This window comes from Rhizobium vallis (assembly GCF_003985155.1).
GTDB lineage: Bacteria > Pseudomonadota > Alphaproteobacteria > Rhizobiales > Rhizobiaceae > Rhizobium > Rhizobium vallis.
Window position 1 is genome coordinate 309777 of sequence record NZ_ML133689.1, and the last position, 20242, is coordinate 330018.

The 20242-nt window shown below is 61.8% G+C and carries 20 protein-coding genes; 10 read left to right on the forward strand and 10 right to left on the reverse strand.

From position 1 onward, the window contains the following. Positions 1–66: 66 nt before the first annotated feature. Complete coding sequence (locus EFQ99_RS14605; RefSeq protein WP_126827669.1) at positions 67–1290, forward strand: argininosuccinate synthase; 1224 nt, start codon at positions 67–69, stop codon at positions 1288–1290. A 138-nt stretch (positions 1291–1428) separates the two neighbouring features. On the opposite strand, the gene EFQ99_RS14610 is transcribed toward EFQ99_RS14605, so the two are convergent. Then, positions 1429–2835 (reverse strand): adenylate/guanylate cyclase domain-containing protein, encoded by a 1407-nt coding sequence (locus tag EFQ99_RS14610; protein ID WP_126921726.1) that lies wholly within the window; start codon positions 2833–2835, stop codon positions 1429–1431. 279 nt (positions 2836–3114) lie between these two features. On the opposite strand from EFQ99_RS14610, the gene EFQ99_RS14615 reads away from it, so the two are divergent. After that, on the forward strand, positions 3115–3756 hold the full coding sequence (locus tag EFQ99_RS14615) for a LysE family translocator (protein WP_126921727.1): 642 nt from the start codon (positions 3115–3117) through the stop codon (positions 3754–3756). Positions 3757–3760: 4 nt separating this feature from the next. Here EFQ99_RS14615 and EFQ99_RS14620 read toward each other — a convergent pair whose 3' ends face one another. After that, on the reverse strand, positions 3761–4192 hold the full coding sequence (locus EFQ99_RS14620; RefSeq protein ID WP_126921728.1) for a hypothetical protein: 432 nt from the start codon (positions 4190–4192) through the stop codon (positions 3761–3763). 228 nt (positions 4193–4420) lie between these two features. On the opposite strand from EFQ99_RS14620, the gene EFQ99_RS14625 reads away from it, so the two are divergent. The 4 genes from EFQ99_RS14625 (at position 4421) to ppa (ending at position 9888) form a co-directional block, all read left to right on the forward strand. Further along, on the forward strand, positions 4421–6508 hold the full coding sequence (locus tag EFQ99_RS14625; protein ID WP_126921729.1) for a M3 family metallopeptidase: 2088 nt from the start codon (positions 4421–4423) through the stop codon (positions 6506–6508). Between the two features lie 159 nt (positions 6509–6667). Continuing rightward, positions 6668–8488: a translational GTPase TypA gene (gene typA / locus EFQ99_RS14630; RefSeq protein WP_126921730.1), complete on the forward strand. Its 1821-nt coding sequence runs from the start codon at positions 6668–6670 to the stop codon at positions 8486–8488. A 207-nt stretch (positions 8489–8695) separates the two neighbouring features. Next, a complete protein-coding gene (locus EFQ99_RS14635; protein WP_126921731.1) occupies positions 8696–9202 on the forward strand; it encodes a GNAT family N-acetyltransferase in 507 nt (168 codons plus the stop codon). A 149-nt stretch (positions 9203–9351) separates the two neighbouring features. Further along, positions 9352–9888 carry an inorganic diphosphatase gene (gene ppa / locus EFQ99_RS14640; RefSeq protein ID WP_126921732.1) on the forward strand — a complete coding sequence of 179 codons (537 nt, stop codon included), beginning with the start codon at positions 9352–9354 and terminating at the stop codon, positions 9886–9888. 4 nt (positions 9889–9892) lie between these two features. Here ppa and EFQ99_RS14645 read toward each other — a convergent pair whose 3' ends face one another. Further along, complete coding sequence (locus tag EFQ99_RS14645) at positions 9893–10204, reverse strand: DUF167 domain-containing protein (RefSeq protein ID WP_126921733.1); 312 nt, start codon at positions 10202–10204, stop codon at positions 9893–9895. Next, on the reverse strand, positions 10201–10590 hold the full coding sequence (locus EFQ99_RS14650) for a YggT family protein (protein ID WP_126921734.1): 390 nt from the start codon (positions 10588–10590) through the stop codon (positions 10201–10203). Before EFQ99_RS14650 ends, EFQ99_RS14645 begins: the two co-directional genes overlap by 4 nt. Positions 10591–10654: 64 nt before the next feature. On the opposite strand from EFQ99_RS14650, the gene EFQ99_RS14655 reads away from it, so the two are divergent. Beyond that, on the forward strand, positions 10655–11905 hold the full coding sequence (locus tag EFQ99_RS14655) for an MFS transporter (RefSeq protein ID WP_126921735.1): 1251 nt from the start codon (positions 10655–10657) through the stop codon (positions 11903–11905). A 27-nt stretch (positions 11906–11932) separates the two neighbouring features. On the opposite strand, the gene EFQ99_RS14660 is transcribed toward EFQ99_RS14655, so the two are convergent. The 6 genes from EFQ99_RS14660 to hemC form a co-directional block, all read right to left on the reverse strand. Next, positions 11933–12706 (reverse strand): glutamine amidotransferase, encoded by a 774-nt coding sequence (locus EFQ99_RS14660; protein WP_126921736.1) that lies wholly within the window; start codon positions 12704–12706, stop codon positions 11933–11935. Next, a complete protein-coding gene (locus EFQ99_RS14665; protein WP_126921737.1) occupies positions 12675–13160 on the reverse strand; it encodes a tellurite resistance TerB family protein in 486 nt (161 codons plus the stop codon). Before EFQ99_RS14665 ends, EFQ99_RS14660 begins: the two co-directional genes overlap by 32 nt. Before the next feature lie 17 nt (positions 13161–13177). Beyond that, positions 13178–14794, reverse strand: coding sequence for a heme biosynthesis protein HemY (locus tag EFQ99_RS14670; RefSeq protein ID WP_208722767.1), 1617 nt, complete (start codon positions 14792–14794; stop codon positions 13178–13180). A gap of 1 nt (position 14795) precedes the next feature. After that, positions 14796–16073, reverse strand: a complete 1278-nt coding sequence (locus EFQ99_RS14675) for a COG4223 family protein (RefSeq protein WP_208722758.1) — start codon at positions 16071–16073, stop codon at positions 14796–14798. 68 nt (positions 16074–16141) lie between these two features. Further along, positions 16142–16849 carry a uroporphyrinogen-III synthase gene (locus tag EFQ99_RS14680; protein ID WP_126921740.1) on the reverse strand — a complete coding sequence of 236 codons (708 nt, stop codon included), beginning with the start codon at positions 16847–16849 and terminating at the stop codon, positions 16142–16144. Between the two features lie 7 nt (positions 16850–16856). Further along, complete coding sequence (gene hemC, locus EFQ99_RS14685) at positions 16857–17786, reverse strand: hydroxymethylbilane synthase (protein ID WP_126921741.1); 930 nt, start codon at positions 17784–17786, stop codon at positions 16857–16859. Between the two features lie 72 nt (positions 17787–17858). Between hemC and tsaD the strand changes: the two genes are divergently transcribed. From tsaD to EFQ99_RS14700, 3 genes are read left to right on the forward strand one after another with little or no spacing between them, the layout of a single operon-like run. Further along, the gene (tsaD, locus tag EFQ99_RS14690) at positions 17859–18956 is read left to right on the forward strand and encodes a tRNA (adenosine(37)-N6)-threonylcarbamoyltransferase complex transferase subunit TsaD (RefSeq protein WP_126921742.1); all 1098 of its coding nucleotides are present in this window, start codon (positions 17859–17861) and stop codon (positions 18954–18956) included. Next, positions 18953–19936 carry an NAD(P)H-dependent glycerol-3-phosphate dehydrogenase gene (locus EFQ99_RS14695; RefSeq protein ID WP_126921743.1) on the forward strand — a complete coding sequence of 328 codons (984 nt, stop codon included), beginning with the start codon at positions 18953–18955 and terminating at the stop codon, positions 19934–19936. The genes tsaD and EFQ99_RS14695 overlap by 4 nt, the downstream gene beginning before the upstream one ends. A gap of 10 nt (positions 19937–19946) precedes the next feature. Beyond that, on the forward strand, positions 19947–20240 hold the full coding sequence (locus EFQ99_RS14700; protein WP_126921744.1) for a YciI-like protein: 294 nt from the start codon (positions 19947–19949) through the stop codon (positions 20238–20240). Positions 20241–20242: the final 2 nt, after the last annotated feature.

The following is a 20242-nucleotide window of genomic DNA, read 5'->3' on the forward strand; positions in this document are numbered from 1 at the left end:
GTCAATCTCGCTAAAAGTGCCGCGACACCGGGTTTTCGCCGGCCTTTATGTAACGGACTCATCACCATGGCATCATACAAAGACGTGAAGAAAGTCGTGCTCGCCTATTCCGGTGGCCTCGACACCTCGATCATCCTGAAGTGGCTGCAGACGGAACTCGGCGCCGAAGTCGTCACCTTCACCGCCGATCTCGGCCAGGGCGAAGAGCTGGAGCCGGCGCGCAAGAAGGCCGAGATGCTCGGCATCAAGGAGATCTATATCGAGGACGTGCGCGAGGAATTCGTGCGCGATTTCGTCTTCCCGATGTTCCGCGCCAATGCCGTCTACGAAGGTGTCTACCTGCTTGGCACGTCGATCGCCCGTCCGCTGATTTCGAAACACCTCATCGATATTGCCCGGAAGACTGGTGCCGATGCGATCGCCCACGGCGCGACCGGCAAGGGCAACGACCAGGTCCGTTTCGAACTCTCCGCCTATGCCCTGAACCCGGATATCAAGATCATTGCGCCGTGGCGTGATTGGTCCTTCAAGAGCCGCACCGATCTGCTCGCCTTCGCCGAGCAGCATCAGATCCCGGTTGCCAAGGACAAAAAGGGCGAGGCTCCCTTCTCCGTCGACGCCAACCTGCTGCACTCCTCTTCTGAGGGCAAGGTTCTGGAAGATCCGGCGCAGGAAGCTCCGGAATATGTGCATATGCGCACGATCTCGCCGGAAGCAGCCCCTGACAAGGCGACAACAATCAAGGTCGGCTTCCGCAAGGGCGATGCCGTGTCGATCAACGGTGTCGAGATGTCTCCGGCGACGCTGCTCGCAACGCTCAACAATTACGGCCGCGACAACGGCATCGGCCGCCTCGATCTCGTCGAGAACCGTTTCGTCGGTATGAAGTCGCGCGGCGTCTACGAAACGCCCGGCGGCACGATCCTGCTCTCGGCGCACCGCGCCATCGAATCGATCACCCTCGACCGTGGTGCTGCCCATCTCAAGGACGAGATCATGCCGCGTTACGCCGAGCTGATCTATTACGGCTTCTGGTTCTCTCCGGAGCGCGAGATGCTGCAGGCACTGATCGACAAGAGCCAGGAGCATGTGGAAGGCGAAGTGACGCTGAAGCTCTACAAGGGCAATGTCATGGTCATCGGCCGCGAGAGCGAAAAGTCGCTCTATTCCGACAAGCTCGTCACGTTCGAGGACGATCAGGGCGCCTACGACCAGAAGGACGCGGCCGGCTTCATCAAGCTCAACGCGCTGCGCCTGCGCACGCTCGGCAAGCGTAACCTCGCGAAGTAATCTTGCTTCGCCTTTGAACGGATATGAGCCCGCCGGCATTTGTGCCGTGCGGGCTTTTTCGTGGGCTGAGAATGTCAGCATAAATGCGTCGCCAGCGCTGGCTGACCAGGTCGGCTGACGCCGAAGAACGGACGCAGCTTACGACAGGGCGAAGATTCTTACCTCTCTCCCGATGCCTTGAAGCTCCTCCATCCGGGAGTCCGATGAAATGCCGCTGTCGCGTAGGATATCTGAAACTCGGGCATCCCCGACAATCGCCTCCGTCGTCATGATCACATTGGGATCGGCAAGGCCCTGGACGCGGGAGGCGATGTTGACGGTCTGGCCAAAGTAGTCCTGCCGGTCGTTCAGGTTGACCGCGAGGCATGGCCCCTCATGGATGCCGATCTTCAGGAGAAGATCGTCGCTACCGTGTTCGGCATTCAGTCGGAGCATCGCTTGGCGCATCCGCAGCGCGGCCGCCACGGCGCGGTCCGGGCTCGGAAAGGTCGCCATGACCGCATCGCCTATGGTCTTGACGACCGCACCGGCCTCGGTCGCAACAATCTCGTGAAGAACCCTGAAATGTGCTCTCACCAGATCGAAAGCGGCAAGATCTCCGACGCGCTCGTAAAGAGCCGTCGAGCCCCTCAAGTCAGTGAAGAGGAACGTCAGGCTTGTGATCTTGAGGCGCTGGTCGACGTCGAGAGTGTCAGTCCGATAGATGTCCCGGAAACTCTGGTTCGTCAGCAGCCGCTTGGCCGTCAGAAAAGCCCGTCTGCGGCCCAGCAGGTCATGCAGCTCATCTCCTGCGATGCAAACATTCGGCACAACTCTACGATCTGTGTGATTTTCGAGGGTGAGCCGCAGCAAACCGGGGCGCAGCGTCAGCGTTTCGTTCAGCGCATGCGTGCGGCTGATGACCATCGAGAGGTTCTGACGCTCGCTGGTCGGCTCGCCTTTCACGTCGATGAACTGCGCCGAGTGTGTCACCGCATCGAAGATGATGACGAATTGCGCCGGCAGTTGCAGCGAGACAAAAGCCTTCTCGCCCGGAGCCAGTTCGATCATTTCCAGCATAATGCGTTCGAATTTCGCTTCCAGATCCTCCGGCAAGTCGACACCGGAGCTGAAAAAGATTTGACGATAATACTCAGGCGGAGACAACCGATCGGGGTCATGGGCGGCGATCCTGCGCACGCGCGGACTGACCGTGAAGGTCACCTCGACCATCTCGTCGAGGGTCGGCTCGTATCCGGCGGCGCAGAGCGCGCAATGGTATGTGTCGTGGACGACCCCTTTGAGGGTTGCGCCGCTGTCGAGGACGCCGCCGCATCCTGGGCAAAGGACATTCCAGGTCATCTCGAACGCGCCTATGCGCGCTGCATGAAGAAATGCTGCGATCGTCTTCTCTTCATCGAGATGATGCTTGTCGGCAAAGGCGAGCACATTGATCCGATTAAGATCGCGATCCACGCCATGTAGGACCACGTTCTCGATGCACTCGACCGTCTGCGGGTCGGCCGCCTGTCGCAGTGTCGAAAAAAGCACGTCCACTTCGCTCATCAGACAAGTCTCTACGCGCAGAACCTACGGCGGACGACGCCGGCACCCATCATAACATGGGAATTTTCCAATAGAAATCTACAGGCCCGGATGTTGTTCGCATTCCGATCCACCTGAATTATCCATATGCGCGCCGGGAACCGACAATATCCTCTGCCGCTTCGGACCGGGAGGCGCCGCAGCGGCGTTTGCGACCTGATCCCGCTTTGTCAGCGCAACCACTCTTGACGGAGGCACGGGATCGCCTAGTCTGCCGAGATCATCCTCCGGAGCATCTCCATGACGCAGTCTTTGCTGTTTGGCGCCTTCCTGGCGGCGCTCTTCTACGTGCTCATCCCGGGACCTGCCTTCCTGCAGCTGCTCGGCATCGGCGCCGGGCAGGGCCGCAAGGCCGGCGCCTTCTTCATGATGGGACATCTCGTCGGGGACATTATCTGGTCGTCGCTGGCGTTGATTGCGATCGTCGGCGCGAAGACGATCGGAACTTTCGTCTTTGATCTGCTCGGCCTTGCCTGCGGTTTCTATCTTGCCTGGATCGGCTGGAGCGCCGTCAATGCTAAGCCGAAAGCGGAGGGGCAGGCGCTTGTCATGGTCGAGCGACCGTTTCGCCGCGGGCTGATTTTCGGCGTCACCAATCCGAAGGGTTATCCGGTGGCGCTCGCCACCTTCACTGCGCTGGTCGCGGGCTCGGCCGGCGCGCTCGATTTCGAGGCATTGCCGGTACTTCTCGGCGTGTCGTTCCTGGGGTTCGTGACCGCAGACATCATCCTGATCGGCGTCATCGGCGCCGGCGCGGTCCGCCGCTTCTATCGCGCGCATGAGCGGCTGATCGTGCGTTGCTCCGGCGTACTCTTCATGGGATTTGCCGCCCAGGCGCTATGGCACGCGACCCCCGGCCTGCTTGGTTGGCGTAGAGCCTGACCACTCAGCCATCGAGAAAATTGACGATCGATTTCAGCGTCTGAACCTCGTTGGGATCGCCGATCGACATGGCGACTTGCAGCTGGTTCTTGTAATAATCGAGGAAATTGAAGCTGGTGCCGTCGGTGACGCTGGAGAGATCGAGGACGTTGCCGAGCGGGTCGATCGCATGCATCGGCAGGGGCTCGGAAATTGCCGCGTAGGTGTTCTGGTCGATCAGGCCGCTGTCGAAGCTCTGGCGTGCGTAATTGCGCAACTCTCCAGGGCTGACGGCGGTGAAATCGAGGCCCTCGTCAAGATTGTCTTCGATCTGAAACGAGGCCGCGGCCGGAGCTTTGGTCTCGATTGCAATATCAGTGGTCTTCGAACTTTTTGCGTTATTAGGATTGTTTTTAAATAGCAAACTCTGAGAAGACCGCACAGAAAAAATTTCCATGGCGCCTGTCCCCTTACAAGAAGAACACCGGGAAACTAGCGCTTGCGCCTGATTCGCGTCAATCGTTAACAAATAGTTAATTTTCGCGCGTCAAATTTTGTCCACGAGATTTTCGGGATGTCCACCGGATTTGGCAGGCGAGGTAAAAGGCCTTTCCCGGCGACATACCAATCCTGCAGCCGCTCTCCTATATTGACCATCCATCCGCATGCCAAAAAGGATTCTCCGATGCCTTCTCCCCATGATTTCAATCCGGCTCTCGTCGACTGGGACGGTCTTCACGGTCTGCCGCGTTTCGATGCATTGAACGATGGCGATTTCGCCGCCGCCTTCGAAGCAGCGCTCGCCGAGCATGAAAGGGAGATCGACGAGATCGCCGGAAAAGGCGATGCGCCGACATTCGAGAATACGGTCGTGGCGCTGGAAATTGCCGGCGATGCGCTGTCGCGCGTCTCGGCGCTGTTCTGGAATAGGGCGGGCGCGCATACCAACGATGTCATCCAGGCGCTGGAGCGGGAGATCTCTCCGAAGATGTCGCGCCACTATTCGAAGATCGGGATGAATGCCGCGCTTTTCGCCCGCATCGATATGCTGTGGGAGAAGCGCGAGAACCTTGGACTGACGCTCGAACAGGCGCGCGTGCTGGAACGGCATTGGAAAGGCTTCGTCAAATCGGGCGCCAAGCTCGAAAAGGCCGAGCAGGAGCAACTTGCCGCAATCAATGAAAAGCTCGCTGGCCTTGGCACGCAATTCGGCCAGAACGTGCTTGCCGACGAGAAGGGCTGGTCGCTCACGCTCTCCGATGGCGCCGAGCTCGACGGGCTGCCGGAATTCCTGCGCGATGCGATGGCGGCGGCGGCGCGTGAACGCGGCGACGAGGGCAAATATGCGGTGACGCTGTCACGCTCGATCATCGAGCCGTTCCTGACCTTTTCGGAGCGCCGGGATCTGCGCGAGCAGGCTTTCAAGGCGTGGGTCGCGCGCGGCGCAAATGACGGGGAGACGGACAACCGTGCCATCATCAAGGAAACGCTGGCGCTGCGCCAGCAGGTGGCTTCGCTGCTCGGTTACGGCAATTTCGCCGAATTGAAGCTCGACAATACGATGGCCAAGACGGCCGATGCGGTGAACGGCCTGCTGAAGGCCGTCTGGGCGCGGGCGGTGAAACGCGCCGGCGAGGAAGAGGTCGACATCGCGGCACTGATTGCCGAGGAAGGCCGGAATCATGAGGTGATGCCCTGGGACTGGCGCCACTACGCCGAGAAGATCCGGGCGCGCAAATTCGATTTCTCCGAGGCCGAGCTTAAGCCCTATCTGCAGCTCGAGAAGATCATCGACGCCTGCTTCGAGGTGGCGGGCCGGCTGTTCGGCATCCGGGCGGTCGAGAAGAAAGGCGTGCCGGCCTATCACCCCGATGTTAGGGTCTTCGAAATTAGGGACCGGGAGGACAGGCTGGTCGCGCTCTTCCTCGGCGATTATTTCGCCCGCAGCTCGAAACGCTCAGGCGCCTGGATGAGCTCGCTGCAATCGCAGCACCGGCTGGAGCTGAAGAACGGGCGCCACGGCGAATTGCCGATCATCTACAATGTCTGCAATTTCGCCAAACCCGCCGAAGGCAAGCCGGCGCTGCTGTCGCTCGACGATGCCCGGACGCTGTTCCACGAATTCGGCCATGCGCTGCACGGCATGCTTTCTGATGTCACCTACCCTTCCGTTTCCGGCACCGGCGTCTCGCGCGATTTCGTAGAGCTGCCCTCGCAGCTCTACGAGCACTGGCTGACGGTTCCCGCCATCCTCAAGGAATATGCCGTGCATTTCGAGACGGGCGAGCCGATGCCGCAAGTCTTGCTCGACAAGGTGCTGGCGGCCCGGACCTTCAATTCCGGTTTCAATACGGTGGAGTTCACCTCCTCGGCGCTTGTAGATATGGCGTTTCACACGCGGAAGGCCGTCGAAGACCCGATGGCGGTGCAGGCCGAGGTGCTTGAAGAGATCGGCATGCCGAAATCGATCGTCATGCGCCATGCGACACCGCACTTCCAGCATATTTTCTCCGGCGGTTATTCGGCGGGTTACTACTCCTATATGTGGTCGGAGGTGCTCGACGCCGACGCCTTCGCCGCCTTCGAGGAGACGGGAGACGCCTTCAACGGCGAGATGGCGCGCAAGCTTAAGGAAAACATCTATTCCACAGGCGGTTCGGTCGATCCCGAGGATGCCTATAAGGGCTTCCGCGGCAAGCTGCCGAGCCCGGATGCGATGCTCGTCAAGAAGGGGCTTGCGACCTTCGAGGAATTGACAGGCAGCGACGCTTAAGACAGTTTGATGACGGACGCTCGGGCGGCATGGTGGCAACCATGCCGCAGCTTTCACGCGCGACCCCCTTTCGCAATCGCGAAAAAACCGGTATGAGCGCGCCAAACATAAATGGCGCGTCCACTTGGCGTAGCGCCCCAGCCTCAGAGATTATAACAAATGGCACTTCGCAACATCGCGATCATCGCGCACGTTGACCATGGCAAGACCACCCTCGTTGACGAGCTCCTGAAGCAGTCCGGTTCGTTCCGCGAGAACCAGCGCGTTGCAGAACGCGTGATGGACTCGAACGACCTCGAAAAGGAACGTGGCATCACCATTCTCGCCAAGGCGACCTCGGTGGAATGGAAGGGTGTCCGCATCAACATCGTCGACACCCCCGGCCACGCCGACTTCGGCGGTGAAGTCGAGCGTATTCTCTCGATGGTGGATGGCGCGATCGTTCTCGTCGATGCTTCCGAAGGCCCGATGCCGCAGACCAAGTTCGTGGTCGGCAAGGCGCTGAAGGTCGGCCTTCGTCCGATCGTCGCGATCAACAAGATCGACCGTCCGGATGGCCGCCACGAAGAAGTCATCAACGAAGTCTTCGACCTCTTCGCCAATCTCGACGCGACCGATGAGCAGCTCGACTTCCCGATCCTCTACGGTTCCGGCCGCGACGGCTGGATGAACGTCAATCCGGAAGGTCCGAAGGATCAGGGTCTTGCGCCGCTTCTCGACCTGGTGCTCAAGCATGTGCCTGAGCCGACCGTCGAAGAAGGTCCGTTCCGCATGATCGGCACGATCCTCGAAGCCAACCCCTTCCTCGGCCGTATCATCACCGGTCGTATCGCGTCGGGCTCGATCAAGCCGAACCAGGCCGTCAAGGTTCTCGGCCAGGACGGCAAGCTGATCGAAACCGGCCGAATTTCCAAGATCCTCGCCTTCCGTGGCATCGAGCGCACGGCGATCGACGAAGCGCATGCGGGCGACATCGTCGCGATCGCCGGCCTCTCCAAGGGTACTGTTGCCGATACTTTCTGCGATCCGGCCGTCTCGGAAGCCATGAAGGCGCAGCCGATCGATCCGCCGACCGTCACCATGTCCTTCATTGTCAATGACAGCCCGCTGGCGGGCACCGAAGGCGACAAGGTGACGAGCCGCGTCATCCGCGACCGTCTCTTCAAGGAAGCCGAAGGCAACGTCGCCCTGAAGATCGAAGAAGCCGAAGGCAAGGATTCGTTCTACGTGTCCGGCCGCGGCGAACTTCAGCTCGCCGTTCTCATCGAAACCATGCGTCGTGAAGGCTTCGAGCTTGCCGTATCGCGTCCACGCGTCGTGATGCACAAGGATGAAAGCGGCCAGCTTCTGGAGCCGATCGAGGAAGTCGTCGTCGACGTCGACGAAGAACATTCCGGTGTCGTCGTGCAGAAGATGTCCGAGCGCAAGGCCGAAATGGTCGAGCTGCGTCCGTCGGGCGGCAATCGTCTTCGCCTGCGTTTCTACGCCCCGACCCGCGGCCTGATCGGCTACCAGTCGGAGCTGCTGACGGATACGCGCGGCACGGCGATCATGAACCGCCTGTTCCACGACTACCAGCCTTACAAGGGTGTGATTGGTGGCCGCGTCAACGGCGTGCTGCTCGCCAATGCTTCCGGCGAAGCCGTCGCCTATGCGATGTTCAACCTGGAAGATCGCGGCCCGATGATCATCGAGCCGGGCGAAAAGGTCTATGCCGGCATGATCATCGGCATCCATTCGCGCGACAACGACCTTGAAGTGAACGTCCTGAAGGGCAAGCAGCTCACCAACATCCGCGCCGCCGGCAAGGACGAAGCGGTGAAGCTGACGCCGCCGATCCGCATGACGCTCGATCGCGCGCTCTCCTGGATCCAGGACGACGAGCTGATGGAAGTGACGCCGAAGAACATTCGCCTGCGCAAGATGTATCTCGACGCCAACGACCGCAAGCGTTTCGAAAAGTCGAAGGCTGCTCTCTAAGAGCCTAAAAGCCTCAAGATATCCGTTTGGAAACCCCGGCCTTCGCGCCGGGGTTTTTTGTTGTGCGCTGCGTCGATTCGATCTTGTGACAATCGTTAAAAAAGCGTTAAATTTTAACTGTCGTCCACATGTTAAGTCTGTGGGCAATCGACCAGAATGTGCCATCGCATATGGTTAATTGTCCCTGGCAGGACCAGAGTAAACGTTATGAAGACGTTGTCGATCGATGTCCGGCGGGCCGAACCGCATGATGCCCGAGCCATTTCGGAAACGCACAGGCTCGCCTGGCAGCATACCTATGCCGGCATCATTCCGCACCGCGCGCTGACGCAGATGATCGAGCGGCGCGGTGAGAACTGGTGGCGCAAGGCAACGCGCGGACCTGCGACGCTGCTGGTTCTCGATGTTGCGGGGACGGTCGCAGGTTATGCGACGCTCGGCCTCAATCGTGCCCGCGCCCTGCCGCAGGAAGGCGAGATCTACGAGCTTTATCTCAGGCCTGAATATCAGGGCATCGGGCTTGGCAAGATGCTGTTCGGCGAGGCGCGGCGACTGTTGAAGTCGCTCGGCTGCAACGGGCTCGTTGTCTGGTGTCTCGAGGAAAACGACTCGGCCAGCAGGTTTTACCGCAATCACGGCGGCGTCGATTTCTGCGAAGGCATGGAAAATTTCGACCACAAGCAGTTGAAGAAGATCGGCTTCATCTGGAACTGAACCGCTTTTCCGGCGGTTCACTCATCTTCTGCTAGAATTTTGGTGTAATTGCGCGCAGGCGCTATCACGCATTGGTGATCTCCAATGTTGCGTTGCCGCATGAAACTGATTATCTGGCTGCGAGCAATTCAACCTCGCAGGAGTTTCGTATGCGCATCGACGCCGTTTCAATCGGTAAGAATCCACCTGAAGACGTCAACGTTATCGTCGAGGTTCCGGTCGGCGGTCATCCGATCAAGTATGAAATGGACAAGGAAGCCGGCACGCTCGTCGTCGACCGTTTCCTCTATACGCCGATGACCTATCCGGGCAACTATGGTTTCGTGCCGCATACACTGTCGGAAGACGGCGACCCGATCGACGTCCTGATCGCCAGCACCCGCCCGCTGGTTCCGGGCTGCGTCATCAATGTGCGCCCGATCGGCGTCCTGAAGATGGAAGACAATTCCGGCAAGGACGAGAAGATCATCGCCGTTCCGTCGCCGAAACTGACGCAGCGCTATGACAAGGTGAAGGATTACACCGATCTTCCCGAGATCACGCTGAAGCAGATCGAGCACTTCTTCGAGCACTACAAGGATCTGGAACCCGGCAAGTGGGTGAAGATCTTCGGCTGGGGCGATTTCAAGGAAGCCGGCCAGCTCATCCTCGAAGCCGTCGAGCGCGCCAAGAAGGCGAAGGCCTGACCGTTCAGCTGAGAAACGCTTCGAGCTTTCTTGCCAAATCCTCCGGGTCGCCCTCGATCCGGAGGATTTTTTTACGCGCCGTCTCGCCGGAAATGAGGCTGACGGAAGATTTGGGAATGCCGAGAGATTTCGATATTAGGAGGATCAGGGCCTTATTGGCCTTGCCCTTCTCGGGCACTGCTGTGACGCGTGCCTTCAGATGCGTCTCAGCCTCGCCATCCGCCTCAATGCCGTCGATCGCATCGCGCCCGCCATTCGGCGTCAGCCGAACGGCAAGGCGCAGGTGATCGCCGAAAAGCCTCCAGGGACGGTTCAAGCGACCAGCGAATAGATGAAGGGCTTGATCGGATTGTTGAGGATGGCCTGGATGAAGACGATGATCAGCAGCAGGATAATCGGCGAGATGTCGATACCGCCCAGGTTGGGCAGAAAACGGCGTATCGGCCGCAGCGCAGGCTCGGTCGCGTTGTAGAAGAACATGCCCAGCTGGTTCACAAACTGGTTGTGCGAGTTGATGACGTTGAATGCGTACAGCCACGAGAAAATCGCGCTGGCAATGATCACGTACCAATAAATGTTCAAAGCCATATCGATGATTAGAAATATGGCTTGAATAATTCCTGCCATTACCGTCTCCAGTTCGTTGTTGACAGATATGTAGACATTGGCGATTAAACGAGCAAGGGCCGTGTGGAAACGCATGGCAAATCATGTTTAACGGGTGGCTTCGCAGGCAATTCCGCACCCGTCTTCTCGGAAAACAGCTATGTCGTTTTCGCCCACCGGAGACCGTTTTGCCGCGTTCCGGCATTCGTCCTACACCCGCTTCTTCTTCGCCCGCTTCCTGCTTTCCTTCTCGCAGCAGATCGTCAGCGTCGCCGTCGGCTGGCAGATGTACGACCAGACGGGCAAGGCGATCTATCTCGGCCTGATCGGCCTGGTGCAGTTCCTGCCGTCGCTGGTGCTCATCCTCGTTACTGGCTCGGTGGCCGACCGGCGCAATCGCCGGGCGATCGCAGCGCTTTGCTCGCTGGTGAGCGCGCTCTGCACGCTGGCGCTGCTCGTCATGACGGCGACGGGGACCTTCGCGCCATGGCCTGTTTTTGCGGTGCTTCTGATCTTCGGAATCGAACGGGCCTTCATGTCGCCGGCGGTGCAGTCTCTCGCACCCAATCTCGTGCCGGAACACGCTCTTTCCAATGCGATTGCCTGGAACTCGTCGTCCTGGCAGCTCGCGGCGATCACCGGGCCGGTGCTCGGCGGTTTGCTCTATGGCGTCAGCGCGACGACGGCCTATACGGTGGCGGTTGTCTTTTCCGTTCTCGGTGCCGCTCTTCTCTTCATGATCCCGAAGCCGGAACAGAAGACGACGGGTGAGGCCAAGAGCTGGGCAATGATCCTCGGCGGCTTCAGTTTCATCCGCGCGGAAAGGGTGGTGCTCGGTGCGATCTCGCTCGATCTCTTCGCCGTGCTGCTCGGGGGTGCTACGGCACTGATGCCGATCTTCGCTCGCGATATCCTGACGCTTGGCCCCTGGGGGCTTGGACTGCTGCGCGCCGCACCGGGGCTCGGGGCTATCGTCATGGCGGTTTTCCTGGCCGTCTATCCGCTGAAGCATCGCGCCGGCATCTACATGTTCATCGGCGTCGCCCTGTTCGGCGTCGGTACGATCATCTTCGGCGCCTCGACCAATACGGAGATCTCGATTGCGGCGCTGGCGTTGATGGGCGCGGCCGACATGGTGTCGGTCTATGTGCGCGAGAGCCTGATCGCGCTCTGGACGCCGGACGAGCTGCGTGGCCGCGTCAATGCGGTCAACATGGTCTTCGTCGGCGCTTCGAACGAGCTCGGGGAATTCAGGGCGGGCACGATGGCATCGATCTTCGGCGCGGTGCCGGCGGTCATCATCGGCGGGGTCGGAACGCTGGCGGTGGCAGCGATCTGGGCTTCGAGTTTCCCGAAATTGCGCGCAATCGATACGCTCGACGCGCCCAGCAGCGTGCAAGCCAGCACATAAGACAGGGCGTCTTGCCGGATGCGGCCTCTACGCGGGTAGGGTGATCGGGGAGGGTGCCTTCACCGTCTTGCCTTCGAAGACGATATCGAGAAATTCGGTCAGCCAGGCTTTGAGAGGCGCGTCGAACAGCATGCGGCCTTCGAGATGTTCGCGACCCTGCTGGGCGTTCGGCAGAATGAAGCGGTGCGCGCCGTGCACCACCCAGCGATGCATCATCACCCGGGTGAGCTCGGCATGGAACTGCAGGCCCCAGGCGTTGCCGTCATAACGGAAGGCCTGGTTCGGGTAAGCGTCACCTTCGGCCAGGAGATCGGCGCCGTGCGGCAGCTCGAAGCCCTCGCGATGGAAGTGATAGACCATCTTCGGCCAGTGCATTAGCAGCCGGCCTCTCTCGGTCGGCCGCAGCGGGTACCAGCCGATCTCCGTCGAGCCGTCGGCATTCGACTGCACCTTGCCGCCGAGATGATGAACCAGCATCTGCGCGCCGAGGCAAATGCCGAGATAGGGGCGTTTTTCCCGCAAGGGAATATTGATCCAGTCGATCTCTTTCTTGATGAAGTCATCGGGATCATTGGCGCTCATCGGCCCGCCGAAAACGACGGCGCCGGCATGATCTTCGAGCGTCGTCGGAAGCGACTCGCCGAGAACCGGCCGACGGATATCGAGACGATAGCCTTTTTCGACGAGCAACTGGCCGACGCGGCCCGGGCTCGACCGTTCCTGGTGCAGGACGATGAGGATCGGACGCCGGTCGCGGTTCGGGTATCGCTCAATCGCTGTCATCTTGGACAACCTGGACATCGGTCACCCTGGCGGCGGCCTCCTGCCGTTTCTGGATGCGCTCGCGCGAGGAGACGCCGAGCAGATCAGCGATGCGCCAGATCACATGGTCCTCCATCTCGCTGCGCTCGCCATCGGCATAGACGATATCCCAGAGGATGCCGATCAGCTCCAGCCGTTGCTCTGCGTTGAGATGGCGCTTCAGGTCGGCGGTAAAGCGATAATAGTCGACGGCAGAGCTTTCGGCCTCGAGGCCGGCGGCCATCAGCGCTTCGAGCTGCTTGCCATCGAGCGCATATTGCTCCTTCAGGAGCTTGCGCAGCCGTTTCTTCTCACTGGCCTTGATCCGGCCGTCGGCCTCCATGACCTGCATGCAGAGCGCCGCCACCGCGATGCGCGGATCATCCGGGGCGAAAGCTTTCCGGGAGTGATCGGCGGTGAGCTTCTGGAAGAATGCCTGAAAGCGTTCGAACATGCGGTTTTGGTTCCATTTCAGAAGAGGCGAAGCCGTGTCTTGGGTTCCGGTTCCGCCCTGGTGTCGCGAACGCCGGGATCATCCGGCAATCCGCCAAAGAAGGGCTTTGCCTCGTGCGGCGTCGGCGCTTTATCGCTCGCGGCCGGCTCGACCGGCTTCGGTTTTGCCCGCGCCGGGGCCGGCGTGGGGCGCACGGCCTCGGCAATCGTCGCAGCGCGTTCCAGTTCGATGATGCGATGATCGTTGACCGGACTTTCCGGCTTGACGTCCCGCAGCGGCGGCAGCGTCTTCAGGGCGGTTTCGATCGAGGCGGGCTGCGACCCATCCTCGATCGGACCTTCGATCTGGCCGAAGGGCGCCTTCCATTCGAAGGCGTCGAGGCGGCCGGTTATGGGCGATACCGGCAGCCATTTGTCCGATACGAAGCCATCCGCCACCCAGGCCGGGTCGCGCGGCGCCTTGAGCGCCTGGGCGAGCCAGTGGCGCACGCGGCCCTGGTCGCCGGTTTCGGCTTCCTCGATGTCGGCGAGCAGCAGAAAGGCTGCCTCGCGCGGCTGCATGCGGGCGGCCGCTTCCGCCTTGGCGCGGGCCTTGGCAAACTCCTGGGCGTCGAGCGCCGCCTGGGCGACGACGAGGAGAGATTCGACGTTATTCGGGCGCATCCCTTCCAGCCGTTCGGCTCGCTTCAGCCGGTCGAGCGTGGAATCGCCGCTGCGGGCTCTGACATAGGTGCGGCCGATTTCGGGATGAGGGCCCGATTTCCATGCCTGCTCGAGGATCGAGGCGGCCTTGCGCAAGCCGCCTTCGCGGAAGAGCGCCTTTGCAGCGATGAGGGCGGCCGGAATGAAATCGGAGGAAAGCTTCAGTGCCTGCAGCGCGTCGTCGCGGGCACCGGCCGGGTCGCTTTCGAGCTTCTCGCCGGCCCGCGCCGTCAGGAGAACGGCGTGCAGGCGGTTGGCCTCGGCCTTTTCGACGACGCGAGCGGCCTTCTGCTGTTCCAGCAGACGGATCGCATCGTCCCAACGGCCGGCCTGGCTGCGATATTCGAGCGTCGCCTGCGCTGCCCAGGGCAGGTAAGGTGCGTTGTCGGCCGCCTTCTCGGCATATTGACGTGCGGCTTCGTTGGCCCCGAGGCGGCGGGCCTCCAAATAGAGGCCGCGCAGACCGAGCTCGCGCGTTTCGGGATCGTTGGCCATGGCTTCGAATTTGGCGCGCGCCTCGTCATGGCGCCCTTCGATCAGCGCGGCCTGGGCCTCGAGCAGGTTGATCAGCGGCTCCTGATCGGCGCGGATGAGTCCGCGCGAACGGGCGGCCATCTTGCGGGCAAGCAACGCATTGCCGGCGCCGGCGGCGATCAGGCCTGTCGACAGCGCCTGGTAGCCGCGGTCACGCTTGCGGGCGCGGAAATAACGGGTCACCGAATGCGGCGAAGTCCAGATCAGGCGGACGAACCACCAGGCGATCATCACAGCGGCGACGAGGGCGATGATCGCGCTCACGGCGACGATCAGCTTCGTCTGGTAGATCTGGCCTTCCCAGATCAACGAGAGGTCGCCGGGACGGTCGGCGAACCAGGAAAAGCCATAGGCGAGAAGCAGCACGAAGAGGGCGAAGACGACAAGTCTGATCATGATCTTACCCTTGCTTGCCGGTGCCGCTGACCGCTTTCGACAGCGCCCCGCCGACCAGTTCCTCGACACGGATGCGCGCTTCCAGCGACTGCTTGAAGGCGGCGGAAGCCTGCTTGCCCTGAGCAGGCAGGCTATTCCATTCGGCCGAAGCACCGGGCAGATCGCCGTTCTTCACCTTGTCCTCCATGCGGGCGGCGATCGCTTCAACGCTCTCGCCCTCGATATTGCCGACGGGACGGACCGTTACCAGCGATTTTGCGCTCGCCATCAGGCGATCCGACCAGCTCTGGTTCGGATCCGGCTGGTTGACGGCTTCGACGATTGCTGTGGCAACATCGGGAACCTGACGCACCAACTCGGCGCGCGAGGGAATGCCGGTCTCGGCAAAGGTGCGCAGGTCGGCGACGGCGGGATCGTCAGGCGCGACGCCGGCGAAAGTATCGAGTTCGGCAAGAAACGGGCCGCCGCGATCGATCGCCGCCTTAAGGGCGGCTGCCGCGATTGCCCGGGCGACGGCGACATCCTCCCGCGGCTCGTTGAGCTTCTTCTCGGCCTCTTCGAGGCGCTTGGCGATATCGGCGCCGCTGCTCGTCTGTTGCTCGGAGGATTGTGTAAGCGTGGCGCGCAGCTGGTCGACCTGAGCGCTCAGCTCCGCAATCTTCTGGTTGAGCGCATCGACATTCGTTGAATCTGCCGGCGCGCCGGTTGCAGGGGCATTGGCTGCTGCAATTTCCAGCGCGGCGAGACGTTTTTCGAGCGCACCGTCGCCGGTGCTTGCCGGGTTGGCGGCGAGATTGGCGACGGCCTGTTTCAAGCCGTCGATTTCGCCTGAGAGATCCGCGATCACAGGCGAGGCCGTTTGCGGCGATGGGGAAGTCGGGAGGTAGCCGGCATATTGAATGGCGCCGGCACCAAGCAGGGCGATGAGGCCGCCGACGATGCCAGCGGCGACGAGACCGGAGGTGGCGGCGCCTCTCGGGGCGGGCTGTTCGGCAGGCGGCGTGAAGGAAGGTTCAGGGGCTGCGGCTTCTTCCTCCCGCGTATCCGCCGCCTTCATGGGCTCGTCTTCAGCTTGGGCGTGCGAGGCGGTTTCGGTTTCGGGCAATGTGTCGGCATCGGCGGAAGTGCTGTCAGTATGGCCGGCATCGTTCTCCACCGGCTTTTCGGTATCGGCTGCGGAAGCGAATTCCTGTGCATCGAGGTCGATCGTGACCGGCTCGTCGGCGCTTTTCGAATGGCGTGGCGGGTTTCCCGATACCATGAGGTCCTCTTTATCCTGCATTGCAACGAAACTAGACAGTGATGCCATTTAAGGGAAGAGGTTAGATCAAATTTGGGCGGCTAGAGCCTTCAAAGCAGCGACAAAAGGCTTCCCTCATCCGGCATCGGCGCTATCGCCACATTTTTTTTCAGAGCCGCCGGGATGGCCTCCGCCACCGTCTCGCTGAGGCAGAGAAGGCGGATTCCGCTGCCTTGCGGCAGGGCGGATCGAAGTTCGGCGACGTGAAAGAAATCGTCGGCCGTCTGGCGCGAATAAAAGAGGATGGCGTCAGGGCCACGACCGGAGAAAATCGCTTCGATCTCGGCCGGATCGGGGGCGAGCGGCTGCATGCGATAACATTCGGCGATGGAAAAGCGCATGCCGAGTTCGCGCAATCTTTCTTCGAACGTTTCGGCGCGCGGCAGGCCGGCAAGATAGAGCAACCCGTCGGCTCCCCGCGCCGCGACGAGATCGGCAAGATCGCGGCCGTTGCCGGAGGATGAGGAAACCGATCGGAAGCCGAGGCTCTCCGCCTTTTTCGCTGTCGCCTCCCCGACCGCGAAAAGCGGGCGGGTAAGATGCGGGCGAATTGCCTCGCCGAGCGTGGAAATGACCCGGATGGCTTCCGCGCTGGTCACCGCGATCGCGCCGCTGGTGGCCACGAGCGCGTCTGCTGCTGCGGCGTTGACGTGCAGCGGTCGACGCAGCGGCAATAGCAGGGGCTCATGGCCCAGATCGCGCAAACGTCGGGCAGTTTGCTCGGCCGAATGCGCGGGGCGGGTGACGAGCACGAGCATCGCCGCTTCAGCGCCAGTCGTCGAAGAAGGCGCTGCCGGCCCTTGCGCGCACATCCTGGCCGGCGCGGGTGCCAAGGGCGGCCGCATCGCGGCGGTGGCCGTCGGTCGTCACGGTATGCTGGCTGCGGCCATCCGGCGTAATGATGAGGCCGGAGAAGCGGATCAGGTCGCCTTCGCAGACGGCGTAACCGCCGATCGGCGTGCGGCAGGAGCCGTCGAGAGCGGCGAGGAAGGCGCGTTCGCAGGAGACGGTGTCAAAGGTCGTGATATCGTTGATCGGGGCCAAGAGATCGTCAATCCCCGTGTCGCCGATACGGCTTTCGATGCAGATCGCCCCCTGCGCCGGCGCCGGCGGGAAAGTGTCGGGGTCGAGGATATCGGTCAGTACCTCGACTTTGCCGAGACGTTTCAGGCCGGCAAGCGCCAGCAGGGTCGCGTCCACCTGGCCCTCTTCGAGCTTGCGCAGGCGCGTTTCTACCGCGCCACGGAAGGTGACGACGTTGATGTCAGGCCGCATGCGGCGGATCAGCGCCTGGCGACGCAGCGATGAGGAGCCGACGGTGGCGCCATGCGGCAGGTCGATCAGCTTGGGTGCGGTGCGGCCGATAACGGCGTCGCGGATATCCTCGCGCGGCAGATAGGCGGAGAGGTAAAGGCCATCGGGCAGGTGCGTCGGCATGTCCTTGGTGGAGTGGACGGCGAAATCCAGCTCGCCCGATGTAAGCTGCTGTTCGAGCTCTTCGGTGAAGAGGCCCTTGCCGCCGATCTCGGCGAGCGACCGGTCGGTGATGCGGTCACCCTTGGTCGTCAGCACGACGATTTCGAACATCTCCTCGGGCAGGTTATGCGCCGCCATCAGCCTGTCGCGGGCCTCATGCGCCTGGGCAAGCGCCAGCGGGCTGCCTCGCGTGCCGATCCGGAAAGGTTTTGTTTGCATCAGCTCTGTTCCGTTGTTACCGGAGTTCTCGTAAACGGGTTTCCGTACCATCGCAATCAACGAACAGGCCTCATGGTTCCCTTTCTGCGCATTCTCGGCATCGAAACAAGCTGCGACGAGACCGCCGCGGCAGTTGTCGAGCGCGATGCGGAAGGCCATTCCAAGGTGCTGTCCGACGTGGTGCTTTCCCAGCTCGACGAGCACAGCGCCTATGGCGGCGTGGTGCCGGAGATTGCGGCGCGCGCCCATGTCGAGGCGCTGGACGAGCTGATCGAGGAGGCCTTAGCGCGCGCCAATGTGTCGCTGGCTGACGTCGATGCCATTGCCGCCACTTCGGGGCCGGGGCTGATCGGCGGGCTGCTTGTCGGATTGATGACCGGCAAGGCGATCGCAAGAGCCGCCGGCAAGCCGCTCTATGCCGTCAACCATCTCGAAGGTCATGCGCTGACGGCGCGGCTGACGGATGGGCTTTCCTTCCCCTATCTGATGCTGCTCGTCTCGGGCGGCCATACCCAACTGATCCTGGTGCGCGGCGTCGGACAATATGAGCGCTGGGGCACGACGATCGACGATGCGCTCGGCGAAGCCTTCGACAAGACGGCAAAGCTGCTCGGGCTGCCCTATCCCGGCGGCCCGGCGGTGGAGCGGATGGCGCGGGATGGCAATCCCGATCGTTTCAATTTTCCGCGCCCGCTGGTCGGCGAGGCGCGGCTCGATTTCTCCTTTTCCGGCCTGAAGACGGCAGTGCGGCAGGCCGCACAGGAGATCGCGCCGCTTAGCGATCAGGATGTCGCCGATATTTGCGCCTCGTTCCAGAAGGCGATTTCGCGGACGCTGAAGGACCGCATCGGCCGCGGCCTGCAGCGGTTCAAGGCGGAATTCCCTGTAACCGGCGAGGAGCCGGCGCTCGTCGTTGCCGGCGGCGTCGCCGCCAATCTCGAGCTGCGCGGCACGCTGCAGGCGCTCTGCGACAAGAACGGTTTCCGCTTCATCGCACCGCCGCTGAACCTCTGCACCGACAATGCGGTGATGATCGCTTGGGCAGGGCTCGAGCGGATGGCGACCGGTGCCGCGCCTGACACACTCGACGTACAGCCGCGCTCGCGCTGGCCGCTCGATTCCAACGCGGAGACGCTGATCGGGTTCGGAAAAAGAGGGGCGAAGGCATGAGCGAAACCATTGCCGTCGTCGGTTCGGGGGCCTTCGGAACGGCGCTTGCCGCCGTCATCGCCCTTGCCGGGCGAAGTGCGGTAACCCTCGTCGGGCGTGATCCGTCGCTGATTGCGGATCTGAAAGCCGAACGGCTGCATGATGCGGTGCTGCCGGGTATTGCCTTGCCCGATACGCTTGAATTTTCCGCCGAGGCGGATGCGATCGCCGGCGCCTCCATCGTGCTGTTTGCGATGCCGTCGCAGGCGCAGGCGGATGCGGCGCGGCAATACGGCCCCTATCTTGCCAAGGATGCCGTCGTCGTTACCTGCGCCAAGGGCATCGAGCGGGCGACGGGCAATCTCTTGACCGACATGCTGGAACGAGAACTGCCGGACCATCCGGTCGCCGTGCTCTCCGGTCCCGGATTTGCAGCCGATATTGCCAAAGGCCTGCCGACGGCGATGGCAATCGCGGCGGCGGACATGGAAACAGCCGAGCGGCTCGCCCAGGCAATATCCGGCCGGACCTTCCGGCTCTACGCCTCCGACGACCGTATCGGCGTGCAGCTCGGCGGCGCGCTCAAGAACGTGCTGGCAATTGCCTGCGGCATTGTCGAAGGCCGCGGCATCGGTGATTCCGCCCGTGCGGCGCTGATTGCGCGTGGGCTTGCGGAAATGTCGCGTTTCGTCGTCGCTAAGGGCGGGCAGGCGGATACTGTGCGCGGGCTTTCCGGTCTCGGCGATCTGGTACTGACGGCAACGAGCCATCAATCGCGCAACCTGCGCTTCGGCATTGCGCTCGGGCGCGGCGAAAAGGTCGATCCTCTGCAGGGAGCACTGGTGGAAGGCGCGCTCGCCGCCTCCGTCGCCTCCCGGCTCGCCGCGGAACTGGCGATCAGCATGCCGATCACCGATGCCGTTTCCGCCATCATCGACGGCCGTCTCGATATATCGGATGCGATCGAGCAATTGATGACGCGCCCAATCACCACCGAATAGGAGAACAGACATGCTTTTCGCCCTTCTCTGCAAGGACAAGCCGGGGCATCTGAACGTGCGCATGGAGACGCGGCCGACGCATCTCGATTATCTCAATGGGCTGAATGCCGAGGGCACGCTGAAGATCGCCGGCCCGTTTCTCGATGATGACGGCAAGGCCTGCGGCAGCCTGATCGTCGTCGAAGCGGAATCGAAGGAAGCGGCACGTGCGCTTGCCGATGCCGATCCCTATGCCAAGGCTGGATTGTTCGAAAGCGTCGAGGTTCAGACCTTCAACTGGGTCTTCAACAAACCGGAGGCGTAAGC